The 24,310-nt window shown below is 35.7% G+C and carries 25 protein-coding genes; 16 read left to right on the top strand and 9 right to left on the bottom strand.

The window, feature by feature from the left end:
• Window positions 1–11: 11 nt before the first annotated feature.
• From FFS26_RS04260 to FFS26_RS04280, 5 genes are all read left to right on the top strand, one after another.
• Entirely contained in the window at window positions 12–737 is a 726-nt protein-coding gene (locus FFS26_RS04260; RefSeq protein ID WP_110008457.1) for a class I SAM-dependent methyltransferase, read from the top strand.
• A gap of 2 nt (window positions 738–739) precedes the next feature.
• Complete coding sequence (locus FFS26_RS04265) at window positions 740–1,663, top strand: glycosyltransferase family 2 protein (RefSeq protein ID WP_137904386.1); 924 nt, start codon at window positions 740–742, stop codon at window positions 1,661–1,663.
• Window positions 1,664–1,865: 202 nt separating this feature from the next.
• Window positions 1,866–3,662, top strand: a complete 1,797-nt coding sequence (asnB, locus tag FFS26_RS04270; RefSeq protein ID WP_137904387.1) for an asparagine synthase (glutamine-hydrolyzing) — start codon at window positions 1,866–1,868, stop codon at window positions 3,660–3,662.
• A complete protein-coding gene (locus FFS26_RS04275) occupies window positions 3,662–4,600 on the top strand; it encodes a glycosyltransferase family 2 protein (RefSeq protein ID WP_110008454.1) in 939 nt (312 codons plus the stop codon). The genes asnB and FFS26_RS04275 overlap by 1 nt, the downstream gene beginning before the upstream one ends.
• A gap of 208 nt (window positions 4,601–4,808) precedes the next feature.
• On the top strand, window positions 4,809–5,750 hold the full coding sequence (locus FFS26_RS04280) for a glycosyltransferase family 2 protein (RefSeq protein WP_137904388.1): 942 nt from the start codon (window positions 4,809–4,811) through the stop codon (window positions 5,748–5,750).
• 45 nt (window positions 5,751–5,795) lie between these two features.
• Here FFS26_RS04280 and FFS26_RS04285 read toward each other — a convergent pair whose 3' ends face one another.
• From FFS26_RS04285 to FFS26_RS04300, 4 genes are all read right to left on the bottom strand, one after another.
• A complete protein-coding gene (locus FFS26_RS04285; RefSeq protein ID WP_228449388.1) occupies window positions 5,796–6,713 on the bottom strand; it encodes a hypothetical protein in 918 nt (305 codons plus the stop codon).
• Window position 6,714: 1 nt separating this feature from the next.
• Entirely contained in the window at window positions 6,715–8,148 is a 1,434-nt protein-coding gene (locus FFS26_RS04290; protein WP_110008451.1) for an MBOAT family O-acyltransferase, read from the bottom strand.
• A 201-nt stretch (window positions 8,149–8,349) separates the two neighbouring features.
• Window positions 8,350–9,378 (bottom strand): acyltransferase family protein, encoded by a 1,029-nt coding sequence (locus FFS26_RS04295; protein WP_137904390.1) that lies wholly within the window; start codon window positions 9,376–9,378, stop codon window positions 8,350–8,352.
• Between the two features lie 88 nt (window positions 9,379–9,466).
• Entirely contained in the window at window positions 9,467–10,237 is a 771-nt protein-coding gene (locus FFS26_RS04300) for a class I SAM-dependent methyltransferase (RefSeq protein ID WP_137904391.1), read from the bottom strand.
• A gap of 309 nt (window positions 10,238–10,546) precedes the next feature.
• Here FFS26_RS04300 and FFS26_RS04305 point away from each other — a divergent pair, with 309 nt between their 5' ends.
• The 4 genes from FFS26_RS04305 (at window position 10,547) to FFS26_RS04320 (ending at window position 13,439) form a co-directional block, all read left to right on the top strand.
• Window positions 10,547–11,383 (top strand): glycosyltransferase family 2 protein, encoded by an 837-nt coding sequence (locus tag FFS26_RS04305; RefSeq protein ID WP_110008449.1) that lies wholly within the window; start codon window positions 10,547–10,549, stop codon window positions 11,381–11,383.
• 125 nt (window positions 11,384–11,508) lie between these two features.
• The gene (locus FFS26_RS04310) at window positions 11,509–12,051 is read left to right on the top strand and encodes an acyltransferase (protein ID WP_110008448.1); all 543 of its coding nucleotides are present in this window, start codon (window positions 11,509–11,511) and stop codon (window positions 12,049–12,051) included.
• A gap of 5 nt (window positions 12,052–12,056) precedes the next feature.
• A complete protein-coding gene (locus tag FFS26_RS04315) occupies window positions 12,057–12,248 on the top strand; it encodes a hypothetical protein (RefSeq protein WP_110008447.1) in 192 nt (63 codons plus the stop codon).
• A 33-nt stretch (window positions 12,249–12,281) separates the two neighbouring features.
• Window positions 12,282–13,439, top strand: a complete 1,158-nt coding sequence (locus FFS26_RS04320; RefSeq protein ID WP_137904392.1) for a glycosyltransferase — start codon at window positions 12,282–12,284, stop codon at window positions 13,437–13,439.
• Here the strand turns inward: FFS26_RS04320 and FFS26_RS04325 are convergent, their stop codons facing one another.
• Genes FFS26_RS04325 through FFS26_RS04335 form a run of 3 tightly spaced genes read right to left on the bottom strand, consistent with a single transcriptional unit; the run spans window position 13,440 to window position 15,430 of the window.
• Window positions 13,440–14,198, bottom strand: coding sequence for an SDR family NAD(P)-dependent oxidoreductase (locus FFS26_RS04325; protein WP_137904393.1), 759 nt, complete (start codon window positions 14,196–14,198; stop codon window positions 13,440–13,442). It abuts the gene before it with no gap.
• A complete protein-coding gene (locus FFS26_RS04330) occupies window positions 14,198–14,431 on the bottom strand; it encodes a phosphopantetheine-binding protein (protein ID WP_047380387.1) in 234 nt (77 codons plus the stop codon). The genes FFS26_RS04325 and FFS26_RS04330 overlap by 1 nt, the downstream gene beginning before the upstream one ends.
• 27 nt (window positions 14,432–14,458) lie before the next feature.
• Window positions 14,459–15,430 (bottom strand): 3-oxoacyl-ACP synthase III family protein, encoded by a 972-nt coding sequence (locus FFS26_RS04335; protein ID WP_137904394.1) that lies wholly within the window; start codon window positions 15,428–15,430, stop codon window positions 14,459–14,461.
• Between the two features lie 146 nt (window positions 15,431–15,576).
• On the opposite strand from FFS26_RS04335, the gene FFS26_RS04340 reads away from it, so the two are divergent.
• The 3 genes from FFS26_RS04340 to FFS26_RS04350 are packed head-to-tail and all read left to right on the top strand — an operon-like array spanning window position 15,577 to window position 17,805.
• Window positions 15,577–16,053: an acyltransferase gene (locus tag FFS26_RS04340; RefSeq protein WP_228406429.1), complete on the top strand. Its 477-nt coding sequence runs from the start codon at window positions 15,577–15,579 to the stop codon at window positions 16,051–16,053.
• Window positions 16,054–16,090: 37 nt separating this feature from the next.
• Entirely contained in the window at window positions 16,091–17,239 is a 1,149-nt protein-coding gene (locus FFS26_RS04345) for a glycosyltransferase (protein WP_137904395.1), read from the top strand.
• Window positions 17,240–17,250: 11 nt separating this feature from the next.
• The gene (locus tag FFS26_RS04350) at window positions 17,251–17,805 is read left to right on the top strand and encodes a serine O-acetyltransferase (protein ID WP_110008441.1); all 555 of its coding nucleotides are present in this window, start codon (window positions 17,251–17,253) and stop codon (window positions 17,803–17,805) included.
• A 192-nt stretch (window positions 17,806–17,997) separates the two neighbouring features.
• On the opposite strand, the gene FFS26_RS04355 is transcribed toward FFS26_RS04350, so the two are convergent.
• Both FFS26_RS04355 and FFS26_RS04360 read right to left on the bottom strand, forming a co-directional pair.
• Window positions 17,998–18,603 carry a DUF2306 domain-containing protein gene (locus tag FFS26_RS04355; RefSeq protein WP_171006239.1) on the bottom strand — a complete coding sequence of 202 codons (606 nt, stop codon included), beginning with the start codon at window positions 18,601–18,603 and terminating at the stop codon, window positions 17,998–18,000.
• Between the two features lie 125 nt (window positions 18,604–18,728).
• Window positions 18,729–19,859 carry an AraC family transcriptional regulator gene (locus FFS26_RS04360; protein WP_110008440.1) on the bottom strand — a complete coding sequence of 377 codons (1,131 nt, stop codon included), beginning with the start codon at window positions 19,857–19,859 and terminating at the stop codon, window positions 18,729–18,731.
• Window positions 19,860–20,225: 366 nt separating this feature from the next.
• Here FFS26_RS04360 and FFS26_RS04365 point away from each other — a divergent pair, with 366 nt between their 5' ends.
• From FFS26_RS04365 to FFS26_RS04380, 4 genes are all read left to right on the top strand, one after another.
• Window positions 20,226–20,894: a carbonic anhydrase gene (locus tag FFS26_RS04365; RefSeq protein ID WP_110008439.1), complete on the top strand. Its 669-nt coding sequence runs from the start codon at window positions 20,226–20,228 to the stop codon at window positions 20,892–20,894.
• 21 nt (window positions 20,895–20,915) lie between these two features.
• Window positions 20,916–21,215: a hypothetical protein gene (locus FFS26_RS04370; RefSeq protein WP_076595975.1), complete on the top strand. Its 300-nt coding sequence runs from the start codon at window positions 20,916–20,918 to the stop codon at window positions 21,213–21,215.
• 147 nt (window positions 21,216–21,362) lie between these two features.
• Window positions 21,363–22,955 (top strand): SulP family inorganic anion transporter, encoded by a 1,593-nt coding sequence (locus FFS26_RS04375; protein ID WP_137904396.1) that lies wholly within the window; start codon window positions 21,363–21,365, stop codon window positions 22,953–22,955.
• Between the two features lie 52 nt (window positions 22,956–23,007).
• The gene (locus FFS26_RS04380) at window positions 23,008–23,643 is read left to right on the top strand and encodes a carbonic anhydrase (RefSeq protein WP_110008437.1); all 636 of its coding nucleotides are present in this window, start codon (window positions 23,008–23,010) and stop codon (window positions 23,641–23,643) included.
• The last annotated feature ends 667 nt before the right edge of the window (window positions 23,644–24,310 follow it).

Raw genomic sequence — 24,310 nt, forward strand, 5'->3', positions numbered from 1 at the left:
CAACATTAAAAATGAATAGAATTCGTCTTATCAACAGTATCATCCAGAAAGCTAATTTTAAAAAATATCTTGAAATTGGTACCCGAAGTGGCACATCGCTATATGCCATAAGCTGTAAAAACAAAATTGCAATAGACCCCAACTTCATAATACCCAAAATGGAAAAACTCAAAAGAAGAGTCTTTGACATTAAAAATAATAGAAAAACGCATTATTTTGAAATGACCAGTGATGATTTTTTTGAGCAAAAAAAGGAGTTTCTTAAAAATTTCGGCAGTATTGAAATATCTCTGGTTGATGGTATGCATACATACCACCAGGCACTTAAAGATGTTCTGAATATCCTCCCTTTCATGGATGAAAAATCAATTATTGTCATGCATGACTGTTTTCCTGTGAGTGAGCCAGCCTCAACAGCGTACAACTCAGAAGAATTTTTTACGAAAGAAAAACATCCGGAATGGACTGGTGAGTGGAACGGTGATACCTGGAAATCTATCCTTTATCTGCTAAAAAAATATCCGAACGATCTTGAGGTTTTTGTTATTGACACAGATTATGGTCTCGGAATTATTCAGAAAAAACATAATCTTCCTATGAATTTTGAGCTGGATACTGAATTTTTCAGGCAGTTTATTTCCTACACGTTTCAGGATCTCAAAAAGAATCCGCAAGAATTGATCAATTTAAAATCGAAAGATATTATTCCATCCCTCCTTAACAGATTTCACTATTAGCAATGGAACCTAAAATATCGGTCATCATGCTCACCTATAATCACGCCCCCTATTTAAAGGAGGCTATTGAAGGTGTTCTATCCCAAAAAACAGACTTTCCGTTTGAGTTGATTATTTGCAATGATAATTCACCGGATAATTCTGACAGTATTATTTCAGAATTTGCAACGCAATATCCGGATATCATCCGATATTTTAATCATAAGACCAATATCGGTTTTGTTGAAAACCAAAGATTTGCATTCGCACAAGCTCAAGGAAAATACTTAGCCTACTGTGAAGGGGATGATTACTGGACTGACCCGCAAAAGCTACAGTTTCAGTATGATTTTCTTGAGAACAATTCAGAATATGTCATGGTGACCGCCAGAAATTTACTGTTTCATCAGGATGAAAATAAACTGACAGAAGATGGAAAAGACTCCATGTTCAACGGACAGAAATATATTGATTATACACAGGACAGCTTTTTTGTACAGCGCCCTACCCAAACTTTTACTTATCTGATCAGAAAAGACTGTATTGATGAGAAGTGGATTGACATTTATCCCAATTACAGGGATCTTTACTATTTTTATCATGCCCTTGAATTTGGAAAAGGCAGAAGCTTTAATAAAGTAGTGGGCGTTTACCGGCTTCATAGCGGCGGCGTTTACAGCTCATTAGAAACAGAAAAACAATACCGCACTTCTATTGATATCTTTAAAAATATTAAGAGGATTAATAATGATCAGAGAGCAGACCAGCAGATCGTAAAAACCCTGGATCAGCTCATCAATAAATATTATTACGAAAAGGAGTTTGTTTCTCCTGTATGGAACAGAAAGCTTTATGCAGCCATCTTTGAACGCTTTTCCATTTCCAAAAATATCGGAACGGGAATAAGCCAGCTACTAAAAATTATAAAATATACTTTCACCAGATAATCAATATCTACAATGGCTGATATTGATGAATATCCGTCAAAAATAAAATCATAGTTATCAGACCCTTGTACACAGATGATTCAGAACATAGCCGATTCAAATAGTTTGAGGCAACAGCTGATCTAAACCGATCGAACTTTCCTTAATTTATTGTAATTTAGCTTTACAAAATGATAAAATTAATGATGAAAAATAAAAGCATATGTGCGGAATAGCCGGAATTATAAGCAATAATGCAGCAAATTATCAGGAGGAAATCAAAAAAATGACAGACTCTCTGATTCATCGTGGACCCGATTCTTCAGACTTTGAATTCTATGATAATGCAATATTAGGCCACCGCAGACTTTCCATTATAGACTTGTCCGAAAACGGGAAGCAGCCTATGTTCTCCAATACAAAAAATGAATGTATTGTCCTTAATGGTGAAATCTATGGATACCAGGATATTAAGAGACAATATGCAGAATATCCTTACCATGGAAGTTCCGACACGGAAGTCATTCTTGCGATGTATCAGAAAAAGCAGCAGAACCTCATCCATGATCTTCCGGGAATGTTTGCTTTTGCCATCTGGGATGACCGTGAACAGCAATTGTTCTGTGCAAGAGACCGTTTTGGTGAAAAGCCATTCTACTACGCCATCGGAAATAATAATGAATTTATTTTTGCTTCAGAGATCAAAGCGATTCTTGCATCCGGATTAATCCATCCTAAGGTAAATCCTGAAGCCATTTCTAACTATCTCCAATATGGGTATGTAAGCACCTATCAGAGCATTTATAGCAATATATATACTTTACCGCCCGCTCATCAGCTGATCTGGAAAGAGGGAAAGGTCATTGTTTCACGGTATTACAGCCTGCCGTCAAAAGACAGGGTGATCAGCCTCTCCGATGCTAAGGAGGAGTTTCGGTACCTTCTGAAAAATGCTGTTAAAAAACAACTTATTGCGGATGTGCAGGTTGGTAGTTTTCTGAGTGGCGGCCTGGATTCTTCATCTATAGTTGCTCTTGTGGATGAGTTCTTACCTCATCAGACGACAATCAGTTTCGGTTATGACCATAAAGACAGCGAGCTCAAATATGCCAAAGAAATCGCAGATAAATACAACACCAATCATATAGAAGTTCATGAGCAAAAAAAAGATCTGGCTGAATCATTACTGTATGTTTCTCCTTTCTTTGACGAACCTTTTGCTGATACCTCTTACCTTCCGCATTATGAGATCTGTAAAAATGCAAGAAAAAATCTGACTGTAGCCCTTTCAGGCGATGTTGGAGACGAGCTGTTCGGCGGATATCATTTTTATACGGTAGAAAATATGATGAAAAATCATTTCAGTTATAAAAATCTAATCGCCAGATTCGGACTTAACCTTTACAAAAAAGCAAAGACGGTTTCGTTCGTAACCCAACAGAATTTAAAGTACGACTCCATTCTGGATTTTCATCTGAATTCCGTCAGAAATGTTTTTAATAAATCGGAACGTGCCCTTTTGGGATGTTCACAGGATTATCAGCAGGGATACAGCTTTACTCCGAATCCTGATTCGTTGAATGACATTATGAGAGTGGATCTGGAAAATTATGTCCCTGGAAATATGATGGTCAAATCAGACAGAATGGCGATGGCTAATTCATTAGAAGTAAGAACTCCTTTTCTTGATATTGATTTTGCAGAATTCTGTATTCAGCTTCCTGATCAGCTGAAAATTACCGGTGAAAATGATAAAATTATCCTTCGTGAATCCATGAACAATTATTGGACCGATACAATCAGAAAACGTCACAAACAAGGTTTCGGACACAGTGTTAAGAACTGGTTTGATGAAGAAAACCTTATTAAGCTCTCCGACGATCTTCTGAGAGATTCATCTCAAAAGGTTTTTAACTATATTGATTTTGATACTACCAAAAAATTTCTGAACAAAGACTATAAGCACTGGAATTTATTGCAGCTTGCTCTTTGGGCCCATAATAATAAATATGTTCTCTGATGCTTGATATTTCTGTCATTATCCCTGTATATAATGCTGCTGATTTTCTAAAAAAATCAGTACAGTCAGCCCTGCAATTTGAAGAAGTGAAAGAAGTTATTTTAGTTGAGGATAAATCTTCCGATCACTCATTGGAAATTTGTAAAGAATTAGCTGACGAAGATCAAAGAGTTCATTTGCTCCAGCACCCTGACAAAGGAAACCATGGTGCTGCTGCTTCAAGAAATCTGGGTATTGAAAAGGCCGCCTCAAGCTTCATTACATTCCTGGATGCTGATGATTATTATCTTCCCAATAGGTTTGATGCGGAGAAAGAGCTTTTTAAAGAGCCGCAGGTAGACGGGATCTTCAATGCCATAGGGGTTGAATATCTCACTGAAAAAGGGAAAAAGGAATTTCAGTCTAAATTCAGTGATAATACATTGACAACAGTAAACTATCCGGCAGAAGGAAAAGAAGTATTCAGAGGGCTTCTTGGGCTTACACCGAAAACTTTCGGTACATTCTTTCATTTGAATGGATTAACCGTCAGAAAATCTGCCCTGGATCAGAATAAGCTAAGGTTTAATAATATTCTCCGCGTACATCAGGATTCTGATTTTATCATTAAACTGGCTTATCACTGCTATCTGAAATCGGGTAATATAGACCAGGCCGTTGCGATAAGGGGAATACATGATGATAACAGAATTACTAAGATTATCCGATACTCGCCACAGTATAACAGCAGACAATTCCTTTTCTGGAATTCCTTATACGAGTGGTCCCGATCTGTGCCCCTGGATAAAGATGCTGCAAATCAACTTTATTTACGGAAAAAAGCATTTGAACTTTCGGAGAAAAAAGGGATTTCTAAAATGATGAGTCTATTGGCTGCTATTCTAAAAAATCCAGATATTCTGAAAACGCAATACCGCTTTACGTACATGCGCTCATGAAGTTTAATAACCTGCAGAAATATTTTTCAGAAAATTAAAAGCAGAAGGATATTCAATATTCCTTTTATATTTAAAATACTTGTGATGTCCGCATTTCTATATCATTTTGCAGAAAAAAGATAATCCATTACTTAAAAATAAAATTAAAAGCTTAAATTCTCCTGGTAAGAAGATAACGCATAAACACAATATAATTTCTAATTGAAAAATGAAAATCTCAGTCATCATTCCCGTTTATAATGCAGAAAAATATGTCTCCCAAGCAGTAGAATCTGCGCTTCAATTTGATGAAGTTCATGAGGTTATTCTAGTGGAAGACAAGTCTCCTGACAACGCTTTGCAGGTCTGTCAGCAACTCGCTGAAAAATACAGCAGAGTTCGGCTTTATCAGCACCCCGACAAAGGCAATCATGGTGCAGGCCCTACCAGAAATCTTGGGATAGAAAAGGCTACCGGTGATTTCATTGCCTTTCTGGACGCTGATGACTATTACCTTCCCAACAGATTTGATGCTGAAAGGGAATTATTTAAAAATCCCGAAGTAGAAGGCGTTTATGGTGCATTGGGTGTACATTATTACTCGGAAAAGGCAAAAGAACAATATTATAGAATTTTTCAGGATCGCTTAACTACAGTGTATAAAATTCATGAGCCTAAGGAGGTATTTCCGGGGCAAATGAATATGTTGGGCAGCTTTGGTTTATTTAGTATTGATACTTTAACGATCAGGAAAGAATCTTTACTTCGCAAGATGAATCCTTTATTCAAAACAAGTTTAAGATTGCATCAGGATACTGAATTTTTATTCCGTTTATCCTATTATCTTGATCTTTATCCGGGTATTTTAGACAAAGCGGTTGCAGTAAGAGGTGTGCATGAAGACAACAGGATCACAAAGGTAGATTCTAAGAAAATAAAACCTGCTACAACAAGAGTTTTGCTTTGGAAAGAGGTGAAAGACTGGTCGGAAAACGAAAGTACGATTCCCGCTCATATGAAACTTCATATTAAAAGAATGCACCGTAGTTTTGAAATTGCCAATGCTCCCCTCCTCAAAAAGTGGAATATGATTTTAAAGTATCTTGTCACAGATTATCCAAGCATCCGTTCCGGCTTGTATAATATTAATTTCAGGAAATACTTATTCTGATCCGGATCTGGGAGATTCTACTGCGCTACATTCAGGACATTGTACTTATCTTTTTGTTTTAAACAGAATAGAATCCGCTATTTGTGAGGTAAATACTTTTCCGGATTCTTTATACATATGATTTCCATCTGTATATTGATATTCCCTGGCTTTGGAAGAGAAATCAAAGAAATAAACGCCATATTTTTTAGAGATATCTTTCATTTTTTCATTAAAATTGGGTGAATAAGACTGTTCCAGTGCTACCAATTTTTCTGAAGCAGGAATTCTTACCAGATAAACAGTTCCCTTACTTTTAAGAAATTTGATAATATCTTCTAAGGCATTAATCCTGGCTTGGGAAATATTCTGTTTCTGAGCTAATTGTTTGTAGAAATTTACTTTCTCAATTTCCCTTTTCGCTACAGAATCTTTCTGCATGTTTACCGTTACTTCCATCCAACCGTCTTTATGCAGATAGGTGCTTGATCTCCCTGCTTCTTCTCTCTCCGTGTAAATCTTAAACCAACTCCGAACGTAATTTCTCAGCAGATATTCATAATTCGGAGAGAGATCATAAAAATACATATTCTTTAACGGAGAATGATTTTCCGGAAAGTCTTCTTCTTTTTTCACATTCTTATCTAAGGATAGGTTCCATGGATCTACGGTGATAATAAATAATCCATTTCGAGTTTCAGGATCCAGTTTTCTTTGTAACGCCTTATAATAGATTGCTCCGTACGGAGACTGAACAACGTTCAATGCAAAATTATCAAAGTCTCTTCCCAGTTTTTGATTTAAAAGCCGGGGAAGAACTGCCTGAGCTCCTCTTGAATCTCCCAGAATAATATTCTGTGGTTTTTTTACTGCGAAATGCATATAATTATTATCTGTATTTCCATCCGCAAACCACCCCAAAACTCCGAATACGAGCAGAATTCCGATGATATAAAATGATATTTTAAATAAAAACTTTTTCATATTAAAACTGAAAATAAATAAATTCATTATTCCCGAAATTGGCATACCGGAGAATGATATAGATGATGATTCCGTAAAGAATACGGCGTACCCAAGGATTGAATCTTCTTATCTGAAGCCCGTGGAATTGTTCCCTGTTAATCCATTCTATAATCAGCATACAGGCAGTCAAAGCAAAAACTTTCACCGGCATCTGCGCCGGTAAGGAAAACAGTTCCAGGCTGAAGATACGTTTGATATACTCAAATGCCTGAAGTACAGATTCTGACCTGAAAAATATCCAGGCGATACAGGTAGCAGAAAAGGTAATCAGTATCTGCAGGATTTCCTTAAAAGATGGAAACCATTTTCCCTGCGCTGCAACTTCTATATTGGTTCTGTTTTTCTCCATAATCAGCAGTGGCATAAAGAATAAGGCATTAAGGCCGCCCCAGATTATAAACGTCCAGTTGGCACCATGCCAGAATCCGGAGACAAGAAAAATGATAAAGGTATTTCTTATTTTCATGCCCAGTCCTCCTTTACTACCCCCTAATGGAATATAAAGATAATCCCTGAACCAGGAAGACAATGAAATATGCCATCTTCTCCAAAACTCAGCAATATCCCTTGAGAAATAAGGGAAAGCAAAATTCTTGAGAAGTTCTATTCCAAACAGTCTTGAAACCCCTAACGCAATATCTGAATACCCTGAAAAATCCCCATAAATCTGGAAAGCAAACAAAACAGCTCCGATTAAAAGATTGGCAGGGCTTTCTGTTTGGTAATGGGTAAAAATCTCGTTCACTAATGGTGCACAATTATCAGCAATCACCATTTTTTTGAAGAAACCCCAAAGAATCTGACGCATCCCGTCTGCGGCCTGCTCGTAGCTGAATGTTCTTTTTTTCTGAATCTGGGGCAACAGATGAGTTGCCCTTTCTATAGGTCCTGCCACCAGTAAGGGAAAATAACTTACAAAAACTGCATAGTCAATAAAACTGCGTTCAGCACGGATCCTCTTCTTATAAACATCAATTACATAAGAGAGCCCGTGAAAAGTGTAAAATGAAATCCCCACCGGCAGAATCACATTCAGCAGCCAGATATTCACCTTAAATCCCATACCACCGAGTAAGTCTGCAAAACTTTCAATAAAAAAATTATAGTATTTAAAAAATCCCAGAAATCCCAGGTTGATCACAATACTTAAAGTAAGCCAGAATTTTGCTTCACGTTTATTCTTGCTATTTTCGATCTTAATTCCTGAAAAATAATCCAAACCAATGGAAAACATCAGTAAAAAAAGAAATCTCCAATCCCAGCACGCATAGAAATAAAAGCTTGCCAATAGCAAAAGCTTATTTTGATTCTGATATTTCTTATTAAAAACAAACCAGTATAAACAGAATACTATAGGTAAAAAAATAAGAAATCCTATTGAATTAAATAACATAATGTGTTTTTAAAAGTTATGAGATACAAGCTCCTGAAACTATGGATTTCTTCCGGAAATAAATATACATTTCTTTTTCATATAGCTGCCTGACGGTTTTTAGAGAAATGCACTTATTTCTGCTTGTCCGGAAAATATACGGAATGGTAAATTTTGATTTCATAATTGTGTGTAGGTATATTGATGTAAATTAGTATATTTTTATCTTATTCGTATCTTTTTCAAAGAATTTCTCAAAGGTTTTTCAATAAACTGATAAAACAAAACCGAAGTACAGGTTAAAACAATAATATAGATCCCAAATACCTTATCGATACCTATGTTACGGCCGCTCCATTGTATGGCTTCCCTCAGTATATATAATACAGGAATATGGGTAATATAAACGGCATAACTCGCTTCTCCCAGATATTCAAGTTGTTTTAAAGAAAACAACCTGGTAATCAATCCATTATTTTTAGATATAAGAACAATAAAAGGGATAAATAATATAGCCATTAAGCCATTGTGAAAGAAAAGAGGAATAAAAATAAGTGACAATATGATAAGGATAAAAATGATCACCACAGGTACATCATAATTCTTACGCTGATGATGATTCACAAAAAATATTCCCGCCAGATTTCCTGCTAAAAATTCGTTGATATGCATTAAAGGAAAATAGTAAAGCAGTTCATGACTTTGTGTATGCGGGCCTTCATAATAAGATGATTCCACATACAGCCCTGAAAATATCTGTGTTATAATCCAGAGCATGACGGTAATCACCCAAATACTTTTATTCCCTTTGACATAGACATAATTATAAAGGACAGGAAAAATCAAATAGAATAAAAATTCTACAGAAATAGACCAACCTGGAAAATTCAGGATCATTGCTTCTCCCGGAATCCAGCTCTGAAGACCAAACAGATATAAAAAAAGTTTATAAAAGCTGAAATTGGAATACCTTGTTACCAGATAAAGCAAAAGACCCAATACATAAAGCGGATAAATTCTTGCGAACCTGTTTTTGTAATAATCGAAATAATCTATCCTTTCTTTCTTATGATAGGCTACCACCATGATAAATCCCGAAAGTATAAAGAAATAACTTACTCCAACATTTGCCTTCAGAAAAACATTTGAAATGTAATCTATATTGTAGAGGAACATATCTTTGTTAAAATGGGAAATGACAATAGCCATTGCCGCAATAAACCGCGTAAATGTAATCTGAGGTATTTTCATAAGAACGGTCTAAACAGTCATATTATAAGTATATTTAAACTTTCCATGTTCCAGAATTAAATGATTTCCAACAACAGATTTATGCGATTTACTTGATAAAAATCCCGATGTATTTTCCCTCGTATTCTACTACTGTTGTTTCTATATTCTTCTTGTCACAGAAATCCTGATAGGCAGAATTATCACCAATATCATCACTGATAAAAACCCCGCCTTTTTTTAAATGCGCATAAAGTTCATCATAGGCCCACATTCTCCCGTCATAGCTTTTATCGGAATCATAGTGAAGAACATCAAATACAGCATTTTCAGTAAAAATCTTAGGAAGCGATTCTCTATCAGCAAAACGGAACAGCTTCCAGTTGCTTTTCAGGTTTTCAGGAACAATGCATCCTACATATTGATCCCCATTCTGAGCTAAATAAGGCATATCCGAACTATAAAGGGTTCCTCCTCTCTTTGCAAGAGATAAGAGAGATGCCAATGAAGACCATCCGTAGGCAACGCCTGTCTCCACCACATTCTGTGCATGGGTAAATTCGCAGGCATAGTAAATAAGTTCCAGCGCTCCCGGCCCTCCCATTTTCACAGGGCAATTTTTTTCTTTCTGTGCAGCTTCGTCTAAAACCACCTGATATTCATTACGGAACGCCTTGATTTCAAGTCCGAAAAGCTTGGAAACCGCATCTTCCTGTGAAATGCATCTTCCTGCAGCCCAGGAGTTTGTTTTATCCTTCCCTTTAAAGGCATTTCCTCGACTGACTGTATTTTTAATAATTTTCCGGCATAATTCAGGATAAAGATCGGGTCGTCTTAAAAACCCTATAAAAGTTTTGAGAACTCTACCTATTTCAATCACTGTGTTGTTTTTATTGAGGCAAAAATAAAGTTTTTTTTTTATTTTCATTGTAAAACCTACCACGTTGTCACAATTAGACAGCATACCTTGTACAGACAGACTTATAAACCTTTCTTAATATTAATTTCAAAGTCTAAATTTTTGCTATATTTACAGCATACACAACGAAAAAAATTTAAAACATGTCTGAAAATCCTTTTGAGCTTACCGAAAGTAAATTATTCTTTGATAAAAATCGTTAAACGTATACCAATTCAGCAACTCAAATGAGTTACTATAGAATAATCTGCTCAATTTAAATTACCTAAGATGAAATTTTCGATATTAGTTGCCCACTTCAATAATGCAGTCTATTTCAAAGATTGTTATGAAAGTATTATTCAACAGACATACACCGATTGGGAAGTTATTATTGTAGATGACTGCTCAGAGAAGCAGGAAAAAGATGCCTTAAGGGAACTTATCCGCAACGATAAGCGTTTTTTTTTATATGAAAATGAAAAGAACCGGGGGGTAGGATATACCAAGAACAAATGCATAAAACTGGCAACCGGTGATGTATGCGGCTTTGTAGACCCTGATGATGCACTTACCCATGATGCCCTCGAAAAAAGTATAAAAGCCTATTCTAATCAGAATATTATAGGGACTTATTCAAGATTTTATATATGTGATGAGCATCTCACTGTCCAGAAGCTGTTTCCCCACTCGGGAAGGATAAAGAACGGAAGCAAGAACTTTTTTAATATCAATTTTGAAATTGCCCATTTTTTTACTTTTAAAAGAGATCAATTTATCAATTGGAATACGATTGATGAAACCCTGTCCTCTTCTGTAGATCAGGACCTTTACCTGAAACTTTATGAGAGGGGGGAATTTGTCTTTATCAACAAAAGCCTGTATTTATATAGAATTCATTCACAGGGGGTTTCTCAAAATAAAGGTAAAAAAGAAAAGCTTTACAAAAACTGGCATCAGGTATTATATAACACCCTTAAAAGGAGAGGAATTAAAGTTCTTTATAACACAGATATTCAACAGATTTCGAGACTTCCCGATTTTATTTTTAAAAAGCAAAATACATTAATATCCAGGTTTTTTAGAAAAATAACCAGAACAATAGATAACTTTTATAGGGAAGTATAATGCATTACCCTCTGTTTATTTTAATCCGGATGACTTCTGCAAACGGATGTTTATAACAGAAACATGGCTTTTACATTAGATAAAAAAGGTATATTTGTATAACCCAAATGATCAAAAGATAGTATATGTTCTATGATTTTTTTGAAAAAATAAACAGGAAAAAACAACTGTTTCTGCTGAAAAAACATCCTAATGTTTTTTTTGAAAACCTCAGATTAGGTGTTGGTAACCGCTTTATTTTGGATAACAACTTAAAAAAGCTAAGCATTGGCTCAGCTGCAGACTTCAGAAATTACACCTGTATCCTGATCAATAAAAATGCTGTCCTGGAAATAGGAAACCACTTTTTTATGAACAATTTCTGTTCTATAAACTGTTTAGAACATATATCAATAGGCAACAATACTTTATTCGGTGAAAATGTGAAACTCTATGATCATAATCATGCCTATGAGACGTCCCCTGCCATAAAAATATACCCTTCCGAATTTTCAAAAGCTCCCATAAAAATAGGAAACAATTGCTGGCTTGGAAGTAATGTAACCGTACTGAAAGGGGTGACAATAGGTGATAATTGTATTATTGGTGCCGGATGCACTATTTATAAAGACATCCCTGCTAACACACGTGTCATCAACAAACAGGATCTGGTTTTCGACTCTCTTTAAATCGGATGAAGTTTCCAGGACTTAGAAATTCTTATAACATTGAAGCTTTATACAGGAATTACTATAATTATTTGTTTAAACCTGTCCGCCGGGATTACGGAACTGATTTTCCGGATGATCTTTTGCAGGACAAGAAAAAGCATCATAGAGATTTTGTGCTTCCGGAATATCAAAAACGAAATTTTATAAACAAATAAAAAACTCTTTACTTTACAAAAAATTTTCAGATAATGTCGGAAAACAGGAAAATAAAAATTCTTTTCAGGCACCGCTCAATGGAAATGGGTGGTGTAGAAAAAGTGATGTTAAGTATTCTCAATAATCTTAACCCTGATAAATTTGATATCACCGTATGTCTCACTCTTAATCAGGGGAAACTGCGTGATGAACTTCCGAAGCATATCAGAAAAATATACCTTACCGATGGAAAAGAAGATTTTTCCAACAATTCTATTTTACAGAAACTTCAGCTCGTTAAAAGAAGAATAAGGCTGAGAAAACTGAAAAATACCCCTGCCATTGCAGACCGTCTTATCAATGATACTTTTGACATTGAGATCGGGATGGATTACAGAGACTATGATGCCATTCTGAATTCAACCAATAAGAATTCAAAAAAAATCGGATGGTTTCACTCTGAAATTAATGTCCCTAAATTCCAGCCTCTGGTTCCGGATATTTTAAAGAGCTTTCCGCAGTTCGACCATATGGTATACTGCTCCCACAAGATAAAAGATATGATGCACCAGCGTTACCCGAATCTCAAATATCCCGCTGAAAGCGTTATCATTAATCCTATTCCTATTGAAGAAATTAAATATAAGGCAGAAGAAAAGCTTGACAATTTTCCCAAAGGCCCTGTTTTTGCGTCTATTGGAAGACTTCATTCAAGAAAGGGATATCACAAGCTTATTGACGCTCATAAAAAGCTCATGGATGAAGGGTTTCATCACAACATCATTGTCATCGGTGATGGTGATGAAATGAACAACCTCAGGGCACAGGCAGCTAAAAATAATGTTGAAAAAACGTTTATTCTGGTTGGCAACCAAATGAATCCTTATCCTTATATCAAAAAAGCGGATTATTTTATTCTTCCTTCAGAATCTGAAGCATGGCCGCTGGTCATTGCTGAAGCCTTAATCCTGCAGAAGCCCATTATTGCAACAGAAGTAGGAGATGTAGGCCTTATGATCAAAGACCGTGAAACAGGATATCTCATCAATTATGAGGTAGATGAAATGTATGAAGCCATGAAAACATTTCTGACAGACCACGAACTGATAGCCCATATCAGAAACAATCTAAAAACCATTGAAGATCAATTCGATAACAAGAAAATATTTGATAGCGTAGAAAACATTATAGAAACACTGTACAATAAGTAATTACTGTGCAGAATAGCCTCCGTCTATCACAAGGTTGCTGCCTGTAACCCATCTTGAGGCATCAGACAACAGAAAAATACAGGCATTCGCTACATCTTTAGGTTCACCTATTCCCAGTGGATGTTTTTTTATGATTTCTGATGAAGCTTCTTCTCCAATATTTTCAAACATTTTCTCTAAAATCGGAGTGTTTACCATTGCCGGACTTATACTGTTGACACGGATATTACTTCTTGAAAGTTCCATAGCCAAGGAACGTGCTCCGGAAATGATTGCTCCTTTACTGGCAGAATAAGCCGCTTTTCCCACCTCTCCTACCATTCCTGCAACAGAAGAAATAAATACGAAACTGGAGTTTTCGTCTTTGTATTTTTTTAAAGATAAAATTTTAGCAATTTCAAGTCCTGCAATGACATTGACAGCAAATATATCCTGATACAGCCGAGGACTGTGCTTTTTTAATGGTAACGTTTTTTCGATACCAGCACAGTGAATAAACCCTGATATTTTCCCTAAAACTGATACTTTATCTGCAATAATTACTTCAAGATTTTCAGATTGAGTAATATCTTCAGTGATAATTTCAACTTTTGTTTCCGGATTGAGCATAGAAACGGTTTTCATCAGTTCTTCCCGGTTTCTTCCTAGAAGAATCAGATCAGCACCGCTTTTGCTGCATTCTACAGAACAGCTTCTCCCGATTCCGGAAGAAGCCCCTGTAATGAGAATAATTTTATTTTTTAATGAGAAAGCATCCATTAATCCTCAAAATTTTCTTTTCCTATAACATTCATCAGATCTGAAACGGTTTCAATATCTTTAAAATGCTTGGTATCAATTTTTTTGCTGAAATTTTCGTCTACAAAAGCAATAACAGAAAGTAAACTGATAGAATCATAGCTTTCTAAAGATTTCAGGTTCGTTTCTGTAGTCAATGTTTCATCTTCTTCCAATTCTTCCTGTAGTTTTTCTAAAAAAACGGATGTTTTCATATTTTATAATTTTAAATGTTTGTTCTTTTAAATTTCCATAATAGTGGCACCCCATGAATATCCAACTCCAAATCCTGCCATTAAAACCTTATCTCCTTCTTTCAGCATTCCTTTATCCATCATATTTTTAAGAGCAATAGGAATTGTTGCAGAAACAGTATTCCCGGTTTTTTCCATGTCAATATAAAACTTTTCAGCCGGTATTTTTGTTTTCTTTCTTAAATAATTCAGCATAAAAGAATTGGCCTGGTGAAAAACAAAATGATCGATATCATCCATGGTCATTCCGTTCACTTCCAATGTTTCCTTGACCAGTCCCGGAATATTTTCAATTGTAAAATTAAAAATTTCAGGGCCGTTCATATAAATATTTTCGGGGCCGAATTCGTGTTCCGGATTCAGTTCGAAGTCTTTTTTAAAAGCTCCTTTTTTCACCATAAGATTTTCTGCACCGCTTCCGTCTGTTCCCAGGCAGAACTGATAATCGTTGCCCTCGGCCTTTTCAATAATAGCAGAGGCAGAGGCATCTCCGAATATGCTTCGGTTTCCTTTATCATCAGGATGAATATGTTTGGTGTACGTTTCTGAAGTAACCAAGAGAATACTTTTTGCAATTCCAGCAGCAATCAATCCTTTTGCAAACGCTAATCCATAAACAAATCCTGAACAGCCTAGGTTAAAATCTATAGCTCCGATATTTTTTCTAAGCCCCAATCTGTCCTGCAAAATACAGGCCGTAGTAGGAAGGAAATACTCCGGACTCTGAGTGCAGAACAAAATAAAATCTACCTTGTTTCTGTCATAGTTTTCGAAAATTTTTTCTGAAGATTGCACAGCCATATCCAGTACGGTTTCGCTGTCAGAAGAAATATGGCGCTGGGAAATACCTACTTTCTCCTGGATACGTTCGGAGCTCCATTCAGGGAACTGCTTTTCAAGATCCTCGTTAGTTAACACCTGCTGAGGAAGATAATATTCTATTTTTGAAATTTTCATCATATTAATAAATTCTCTTTCTTTGCAAAAGTAACGAAAACAAATTTACACTTGTGATGATTTTTATATTCAGAATCTTATTAAAAATAGACTCCCTCTATCATTCTTTTTTGAATAGAGCCAGCCTTGAAGTGGCAAAACACAGAGGTATGAAAGTAGGAAAAAACTTTAATATGCCTGATAAAGTGTATTTCGGAACTGAACCTTACCTTATCGAAATTGGTGATAATGTCAACATTGCCGGAGATGTAAGATTTGTAAACCATGGCGGAACGACTACTCTGCTCAGAAAACTTCCGGGCTATGAAGATGCAAGAATACTGGGAAGAATAAAAATCGGAAATAACTGTACCATTGGTCTCAATGCTGTTATTATGCAGGATGTACAAATTGGAAACAACTGTATTTTGGGTGCCAACTCTGTATTGTCACAGTCTATGCCAGACAATACGGTCTTTATTGGAAACCCGGCTCAATTTTTGTGCACTATTGAAGACTATGGTGACATTGTTCTTAAAAACAACCCGGAATATCCCCGTGAACTGGAGAAGGACAGAAAGAAGCTGGATGCCTATATCAAAGAAAATCTTCCTTACAAGTATAAGAAAGCAAGAAAAATTAAATAAATTTATCTTGTAAAATCATAAAATAGAAAAAAACAAATTGAAAAAGAAAAAACTCCTCATTCGTATAGGTTCATTACGTCATGGTGGTGCTGAGAAAGTATTAATCAACTTTTTGAAGAATCTGCCTGCTGATAAGTATGAAGTTGATCTTCTGCTCAATCTCTATTCGGGGTTATACATTAAAGAGGTTCCATCTTGGGTGACACTGTACTATTTGACAAAAGGAGAAATGATCACCACCAACAGGCTGCAGGACATTCCTGTGAAAGCTTACAGGGTTCTTTATCAGAAAATGTTTCTTTGGTTCCCTTTCCTTCTTTACAAATTTGTTTTAAAGAATAAAAAATATGATGTAGAGATTGCTGCTATCCATGCGATGCATCAGGAAATTCTCTCCAGTCCTCAAAAAGATTCGAAAAAGATTATCTGGGTACAGAATGATATTTTCAATTTAAAAGAATACACTCCTGAAGTGATAAGACAATTTTTCAGATTTGACAGAATTCTGGTCATCTCTAACAAGCTTCAGGAAGGGATGCACAATCTGGCTAAAAGTGAAGCTGAAAAAGCATCTGTGATTAAGATCTTCAACCCTATTGACAAAAATGATACGTTAAGAAAGGCAGATATTAAAGTTGATGATTTTCCTTTCAGCAATGATCTTCCCACTTTTGTAACGGTAGGAACCGTATATCCTCAGAAAGGATACGACAGATTACTCAATGTTCACAAAAAACTTATTGATGAAGGGCTGAAGCATCAGCTTTTAATCATTGGCGACGGGTATGATTTTAATGCGATTCAGGATCAGCTCAACCAGCTTGGTCTTCAGGACACTGCAAAAATGCTTGGCTTCAGCAGTAATCCTTATCCTTATATGAAAAAGGCGGATTTCTATATTATGTCCTCAAGACATGAAGGATTCCCTACGATTATTGCCGAAGCTCTTATCCTCAACAAACCTATTTCTGCTACGGATATTTCCGGCATCAGAGATCTTCTGCAGGATGGGAAGCTTGGAAATATCACTGCAAATTCCGAAGAAGGAATCTATGAAGGAATGAAAAAGTTTCTTACGGATAAAGATATCACTGAAGAATATAAAAAACGAATTTCGGAAACAGAGCTTCCGTTTGTTCTGGAAAAATCTGTGGAACATCTTCAGAAAATAATTGACGAAGTATAAAAACATTGACGATGGCCGATTATTCAATCATTCAAAAAGACTTTTACCGGGAAAGCGGAAAGTGGCTTTCAACGTTTCAGATCTGGAAAAAATGCATCAATCCCAATCTTCACTTTGTTTATATTCTGAGAAAAGCGCAGAAGTATCAGAAAACCCCTCTTCTGAATATTTTCTGGAGAATTGTACTAAGACATTACCAGATCAAATACGGTTTTCAGATTTATCCTGAAACGCAGATTGGTGAAGGTTTTTATTTAGGACATTTTGGAAGCCTTGTTATCAACCCGAAAACAGTGATCGGGAAAAACTGCAATATCGCCCATGGAGTCACTATAGGCCAGCAAAACCGCGGAAAAAATGAAGGATATCCGGTTATTGGAGATGAAGTCTGGATTGGTACCAATGCTGTCATTGTAGGAAATATCACGATCGGAAATGATGTATTGATTGTTCCCAATTCTTATGTCAATTTTGATGTTCCCTCCGGTTCTGTTGTCATTGGAAATCCTGCAAAAATAATCCCTACAGCAGATGCAACAAAGGATTATATCAACCGTAAGGTGTAGTAAACACACTACTTATTGTAAAAATTCCGAATACATTTGAAAAGAGAGTAAATTTGTAGTTCTTCACATCATGGAAGCCACCCGAACCTAGCAACAGATTCTATCTGATTGAAATTCAAAGAACTGAGCCGTTATGACGGTTCCACACAATACTTGAAATCAAACAGATCAAATTCCTTATCAACGCTCAACTTAGGCAACAGCTACTTTTCTGTTAATAAGATAAGCAATTAATACATTAGGAACCCAGCACAACCACGCTACAGCAATATAGGAATCTGTAGGATTTCCTGTAATATTTTTCAGCAAAGGAAACCACAACCTCAACGTTACAGCAGCAAAGGTACAGGCATAACTGTAAGTCATCAATTGCTGATGTCTGATGATATCACCTTTTCTGATTTCTACCAAGGCAGCGAGAGTTGTTATGAACCAGATCAATCCCAAACATATAAACCCAATTGCTGAAACCAGACCTCCATTGGCATAAAATCCCATATAAACAGCTGAGACAGAACTTATCATCACAGCAATTACATAAAAAGTACCAATGATCCGATGAATCTTCAGGTATTTATTCCGGAATGAACTTCCAAACTGACGCCAGCCTATAAAAAGAGCAAGTCCTCCAAAGGTAATGTGGGCAAAAAATGCTGTTGTCCAAATCATGCTGTGGAATAATTCGGGAGATTTTGAACCCAGAAAAGTATTTTTAGATTCAACGAAAGCATAAATAAGAGGATAGGCTCCGATCAGCAAAGCCAGTACACCCATCACTACAAATAATAATTTTTTCATAATACCTGATTTCTTTTTTCTGTAAAAATGAGGAATATAAAAGCATCGATTGTCCCAAAATGAAAGGTGGAACATATTTGTAAACCATTATGATTAAACGATATATCTTATCATCAGACCAATCATCACATCTCAATCTCTATGCTTTGGCTCTTTAAAAAATCTCTGGGCGAACAGTTCATATACTTTTTAAAATTCCGGTTAAACGACGTTTTAGAATTAAATCCACTCTCAAATGCTAATGAAAGAATGGTATATTTTCTGTTTTCAGGAAGTACTGCTATCCTTTTAAATTCTTCAATCCTCTGACGATTGATATAATCATAAAAATTTTTATTTTCAATCGAATTAATTGCCTGAGAGAGTATATTAGGATGAACTTTCAGTAATTCGGCAGTATGATTCAGATTCAGCTCAGGATCTTTATAAAGCCTTTCTTTCTCCATTTGATAAACAAGCTTTTCATAAACAGCTATGATCACCTCCTCTCCCGGAGAATTCTTCTGATACTTTACCGCTTCATCATCCATCTCTACTCCATTTACATTGACTTCTATTAAAGGTAAGTTCAGAATTCCAACACGGCTGATCCCAAAATATGCGGCGGCAACGATAAACAGAACAACGATGAAAAAAATAAGAATATCATTTCTGGTCATCACGGCAATCCATATCAAAGCTAATCCGGTAATAAGATAATACAGCCATTTTAGATTAATTTTCTCTGTATTTGAAAATTGGTCAGTAATCTCTCTTGTATACCTTCTGACGGCAAAAAAACTTAATGCAATATATACTATTCCGGATAGTATCATCATATATTTGAGAATACTGCTTATCATTTTGTATTGGCTGCTTCCGCTTTGATAAATGGCAAGCCTGTCCCATGGAGACAAAATCAATAATTTGAACAGCATCACCAGGACAATCAAAACGGGAACAAAGTGCAGAAGCCAGATCTTTTTGCCCGGTGCTTTTCCTGTAACACACAAAACATACATATATAACATTGGGCCATGAATAAAGGGAAAGATAACTTCATAGCCCAGAAAATAAGGAAACTTTATATAGCTGCCGGAAAAAAATAACAAAAATAAGATAAGATGTATTCCTATAATCAGAAACCATGCTGCCAGAATATAATCAGCCATTATCTTCTTACGTTTCCCTGCAATCAGAAATGAAGAGAAACAGGCAATGAATACTCCTGCCAGATAAAAAGCAGATGGTAAAGACTGCAGACCAAAATCAGACATTAGATAGATAAATTAATCAGAGCTTTAAATTATTTATTTTTTGACATATACAAAGTCTTTTTATTAACTATTTCAGCAAAAATAATTCATATTGCCTCAAGAATTAAGAATATTTTAATTCATAAATCACAAATTTTAAATTATACTTCGTAATTTTATCCTGCTTTTAAACGTTTGGATTTCCTCAATAGCTGTACTACAAATAATATTGGAATAGTGAATATGATTTTAAGCATATTTTAATATTAAACTTTGTTAAAAGTGATTTATTATTTAACAAAAATTATATTTTTGCATAATTATTGATTTAGTCTATTGATTTTGGAAATAATTTAAACGAAATAAATAATTATATATTTTAAAATTATGTCTCAATCGTACGAGGTTATTTTCGAAAACAATAAAAAATGGGTAGAGTCCAAAGTAGCTGAAGATCCGGATTTCTTCCATGAACTTGCCAAAACTCAGCATCCTGATTATCTGTATATCGGATGTTCGGATAGCAGGGCTACCGCAGAAGAGTTGATGGGAGCAAAACCCGGAGAAGTTTTTGTTTACAGAAACATCGCCAATGTTGTTAATACTTTAGATATGAGTTCCACAGCAGTTATTCAATACGCTGTAGAACATCTGAAAGTAAAACATATTATTGTCTGCGGACATTACAACTGTGGCGGTGTAAAAGCAGCGATGACACCTCAGGATCTGGGATTATTGAATCCATGGCTGAGAACCATTCGTGATGTGTACAGACTTCATCAGGCAGAACTGGATTCTATTGAGGACGAAGGCAAACGTTATGACAGACTTGTAGAACTTAATGTTCAGGAGCAGTGCATCAATGTGATCAAAATGGCCTGTGTACAGGAAAGATACATTTTAGAAGAGTATCCTATTGTTCACGGCTGGGTATTTGACCTTAGAACAGGTAAAATCATTGATCTGGAGATTGATTTTGAGAAAATCTTAAAAGATATCCAAAAGATCTATAATCTTACAGGTTCAGATTGGGTAATGAGCAGAAAGACTAAATAGTTTTTCTAAAAAGAAGGTAAAATGAAATTCTGGAGTATTATTGTATTAACGTTTTTTCTGAATTTTACAGCGCTGCCGGGCATTGCTGCGGTGGCGGGCTGGGATATTGCAAGAACGAATGTAATAATCAATGAAGAAGAGCCTCATTCTCACCCATCCTCATTCATTGTTTACGAAAAGACCATTCCGAAACCTTTAGATGTGTTCGATTATCTGAAGTTTTCAGAACCTGATGTTCAGGGTATGTCTTTTGTTCTGATTGATGATTCTTTTCATCTTTCACCTTTACTTACTATATTTTCTCCCCCTCCGGAAGCGTAACTCCTATAGTTAGATTTTTTTGATACCATTTCCATATCATTTTTTGATATCGGAGATTCATGTACATTAAAAATTATTTTTTCTCAACTTTTTATAACTGACTTATTTAAAAACAAATAAGCCGGCTATACCTTACAGCTTCACATTATGAAAAAGACATCATTAATAGGAGGAATCAAGGAAAATTTTCCTTCAGGACTCGTGGTATTTTTAGTAGCACTTCCGTTGTGTTTAGGAATTGCTTTAGCATCAGGTGCGCCACCATTATCCGGTATTATTGCCGGTATCGTAGGCGGCCTGGTAGTAGGAACAATCAGTAATTCAAATATTTCAGTTTCCGGGCCCGCTGCAGGTCTGACAGCTATCGTTTTAACAGCAATTACAGATCTTGGCGCATTTGAACTTTTCCTTTGTGCAGGGATCATTGCAGGACTTATTCAATTGGTTTTAGGGTTTGTAAGAGCCGGAAGTATTTCCAACTATTTCCCGAATAATGTTATTGAAGGAATGCTGGCAGCCATAGGAATCATTATTATTTTAAAACAGATTCCGCATGCTTTAGGATTCGATAAAGATTATGAAGGCCATGAATCTATTTTTGATAACGGTTTAAACTTCGGATATTTTACAGAATTATTGGGAGCGATCCATCCGGGAGCCATTGTAATTACACTGGTTTCTGTAGCAATCCTTATCGCATGGGACAAAATCCACGTACTGAAAAGAATGAAAATGCTTCCGGGAGCGTTGGTTGCCGTAATTATAAGTATTCTTTTGAATCAACTCTTTAAGATGTCCGGAAGCTCTCTGGCTATCGAAACCCAGCATTTGGTTTCCCTTCCGGTTCCACAGTCTTTTGATGATTTTAAAAATCTGATCACGACTCCGGACTTTAATGGTTTTACTAATCCAAAAGTATGGATCGTAGGAGCAACAATTGCGATTGTGGCCTCTATTGAAACGTTACTTTGTATTGAAGCCTCAGACCGGTTAGACAGACAGAGAAGAATTACAGATACCAATCTTGAGCTTAAGGCCCAGGGAATCGGGAACCTTGTAAGTTCTTTTATTGGCGGACTTCCAATGACTTCTGTTGTGGTAAGAAGTTCTGCGAATGCCAATGCAGGGGCCACCTCAAAAATCTCGGCAATCATTCATGGAGTCTTCTTATTGATCTGTGTTCTTTCTATTCCTGTTGTTCTCAATTTAATTCCATTAGCTACACTGGCTGCGGTATTAATTTTAGTAGGATATAAACTGGCAAAGCCGGCTACGTTCAAACATTTCTGGCACTTAGGAAAATTCCAGTTTATTCCGTTTGTAGCAACAGTTGTAGCTGTAGTGGCAACAGATCTGCTAAAAGGAGTAGGAATTGGTCTTGCCATCTCCGTTTTCTATATTCTTCAGGGAAATATGAAAAGAGCTTATTATTTAAGCAGAGAAAGATTGGATGACGCTGATGGAATCAATATCAAGCTTGCTGAAGAAGTATCATTTTTAAATAAGGCAGCCATCAAAAAAACTCTTAAAAATATAAAACCCAATTCTACAGTAATCATTGATGCAAGAAGTACATCCTATATTGCCACCGATGTACTGGAAATGATCCAGGATTTTGCCAATATCCGCGCAAAGGAACAAGACATCAATGTAGAACTGATAGGCTTTAAAACTTCATACAGAGATTACGAAAGAAGTGAGGATTCCCATATTCTTGTGACTCACAAAAGAGCCATGTAATCTCAATAATTAATTAATTTTTTTAACTTTAAATTTGAAAACAATAAAAAATATGAAAGCGCATACATACGAAACCCAGTCTACTATTACCCCTGAGAAAGCATTGGAATTCTTAAAAGAAGGAAACCAGAGATTTGTAAACAACCTTAAAGCAAACAGAGACCTTCTTGAACAAGTGAATGCAACACGTGAGGGGCAGTGGCCATTTGCAGTAGTTTTAAGCTGTATAGACAGCCGTACTTCTGCAGAACTTATCTTCGACCAGGGATTGGGAGACATCTTTAGTATCAGAATTGCCGGTAACTTTGTGAATCAGGACATTCTGGGATCCATGGAATTTGGTTGTAATGTTGCCGGTTCCAAGCTTATTGTAGTATTAGGACACACCAAATGCGGGGCGTTGAAAGGAGGCCTTGATGCCGCACAAATTGAAGGACTGGGAATGGATAACCTAAACCACCTTATCAACCATTTCAACCCGATTATCAATGAAATCATTGAAGAAAACGAAGAACGTTCATCAAAAAACAGCTCGCTTCTTGAAAGGCTTAATCAGCAAAACGTAAGAAGTGCGATTGAAGATATCCGTAAGCAAAGTTCAACACTTAAAAATCTTGAAACTGAGGGTAAAATTAAAATCGTGGGAGCCAATTATGACGTTGAAACAGGTGCAGTAACCTGGTTGTAAAAAGTAATATTTTTTTAAAATTCAATTATAATTTACAGAAAATGTCACCGGAATTCCGGTGGCATTTATTTTTTATCGTATATCATCATAAAATAAGATAATTATAAACCTATCTTGTCAATAAATTGGCTTAAACAGCAATATATTTCATTTCAAAGAGATTTAATTTTAATTATTGAAGATTAATTATATATTGCAGTTTCGTTTCTTTTTAAAGAAAAAAGATACGACATGATTTGTAGCTATTATAAGCTATAGCTTTGAAACTAAAAAAACTAAAACTTATATCTCAAAAAAAATGACTATAACCTGAAATTTTTATTATAAAACATACCTCAAACACTGCAGTTTTACTTTTTAGTAATTTAAATTAATGTGTATTAAAAATTAACAAGAGAAAAAGAAATTATATTCCTCTAATTAATTTCTTGTATGCACAACAATCAAGGATATCTCTCTAATTGTTTGTGCAGGGCTTTAGCCTTAGTGTCCCATAAAGACTATTGTATTGCGATATCCTTCTTTGTAGCCGGATTATAGTATTATACGCTAAAAACACAAGCTATGAAAACATTCTTTCTGTCAGGATAGCAAGATCCTGTAATCCCAAAGTACTGGGGATATTCCTCATTTGGAATAAATACTAATCATTAAATCTTATAAAAAT

Origin of the sequence: Chryseobacterium sp. 2VB (assembly GCF_005503635.1) — a bacterium.
Taxonomy (GTDB): domain Bacteria; phylum Bacteroidota; class Bacteroidia; order Flavobacteriales; family Weeksellaceae; genus Chryseobacterium; species Chryseobacterium cupriresistens.

What these genes read in the sequence shown, in the direction of transcription:
- FFS26_RS04365 (WP_110008439.1), top strand. Translation starts at nt 20,226, where the DNA reads ATGTCTCAATCGTACGAGGTTATTTTCGAAAACAATAAAAAATGGGTA.
- FFS26_RS04295 (WP_137904390.1), bottom strand. Translation starts at nt 9,378, where the DNA reads ATGAAAATACCTCAGATTACATTTACGCGGTTTATTGCGGCAATGGCT.
- FFS26_RS04350 (WP_110008441.1), top strand. Translation starts at nt 17,251, where the DNA reads ATGGCCGATTATTCAATCATTCAAAAAGACTTTTACCGGGAAAGCGGA.
- FFS26_RS04305 (WP_110008449.1), top strand. Translation starts at nt 10,547, where the DNA reads ATGAAATTTTCGATATTAGTTGCCCACTTCAATAATGCAGTCTATTTC.
- FFS26_RS04290 (WP_110008451.1), bottom strand. Translation starts at nt 8,148, where the DNA reads ATGTTATTTAATTCAATAGGATTTCTTATTTTTTTACCTATAGTATTC.
- FFS26_RS04285 (WP_228449388.1), bottom strand. Translation starts at nt 6,713, where the DNA reads ATGAAAAAGTTTTTATTTAAAATATCATTTTATATCATCGGAATTCTG.
- FFS26_RS04310 (WP_110008448.1), top strand. Translation starts at nt 11,509, where the DNA reads ATGTTCTATGATTTTTTTGAAAAAATAAACAGGAAAAAACAACTGTTT.
- FFS26_RS04315 (WP_110008447.1), top strand. Translation starts at nt 12,057, where the DNA reads ATGAAGTTTCCAGGACTTAGAAATTCTTATAACATTGAAGCTTTATAC.
- FFS26_RS04335 (WP_137904394.1), bottom strand. Translation starts at nt 15,430, where the DNA reads ATGATGAAAATTTCAAAAATAGAATATTATCTTCCTCAGCAGGTGTTA.
- FFS26_RS04355 (WP_171006239.1), bottom strand. Translation starts at nt 18,603, where the DNA reads ATGAAAAAATTATTATTTGTAGTGATGGGTGTACTGGCTTTGCTGATC.
- FFS26_RS04275 (WP_110008454.1), top strand. Translation starts at nt 3,662, where the DNA reads ATGCTTGATATTTCTGTCATTATCCCTGTATATAATGCTGCTGATTTT.
- FFS26_RS04375 (WP_137904396.1), top strand. Translation starts at nt 21,363, where the DNA reads ATGAAAAAGACATCATTAATAGGAGGAATCAAGGAAAATTTTCCTTCA.
- FFS26_RS04370 (WP_076595975.1), top strand. Translation starts at nt 20,916, where the DNA reads ATGAAATTCTGGAGTATTATTGTATTAACGTTTTTTCTGAATTTTACA.
- FFS26_RS04280 (WP_137904388.1), top strand. Translation starts at nt 4,809, where the DNA reads ATGAAAATCTCAGTCATCATTCCCGTTTATAATGCAGAAAAATATGTC.
- FFS26_RS04380 (WP_110008437.1), top strand. Translation starts at nt 23,008, where the DNA reads ATGAAAGCGCATACATACGAAACCCAGTCTACTATTACCCCTGAGAAA.
- FFS26_RS04330 (WP_047380387.1), bottom strand. Translation starts at nt 14,431, where the DNA reads ATGAAAACATCCGTTTTTTTAGAAAAACTACAGGAAGAATTGGAAGAA.
- FFS26_RS04260 (WP_110008457.1), top strand. Translation starts at nt 12, where the DNA reads ATGAATAGAATTCGTCTTATCAACAGTATCATCCAGAAAGCTAATTTT.
- FFS26_RS04360 (WP_110008440.1), bottom strand. Translation starts at nt 19,859, where the DNA reads ATGTCTGATTTTGGTCTGCAGTCTTTACCATCTGCTTTTTATCTGGCA.
- FFS26_RS04265 (WP_137904386.1), top strand. Translation starts at nt 740, where the DNA reads ATGGAACCTAAAATATCGGTCATCATGCTCACCTATAATCACGCCCCC.
- asnB (WP_137904387.1), top strand. Translation starts at nt 1,866, where the DNA reads ATGTGCGGAATAGCCGGAATTATAAGCAATAATGCAGCAAATTATCAG.
- FFS26_RS04320 (WP_137904392.1), top strand. Translation starts at nt 12,282, where the DNA reads ATGTCGGAAAACAGGAAAATAAAAATTCTTTTCAGGCACCGCTCAATG.
- FFS26_RS04325 (WP_137904393.1), bottom strand. Translation starts at nt 14,198, where the DNA reads ATGGATGCTTTCTCATTAAAAAATAAAATTATTCTCATTACAGGGGCT.
- FFS26_RS04340 (WP_228406429.1), top strand. Translation starts at nt 15,577, where the DNA reads ATGAAAGTAGGAAAAAACTTTAATATGCCTGATAAAGTGTATTTCGGA.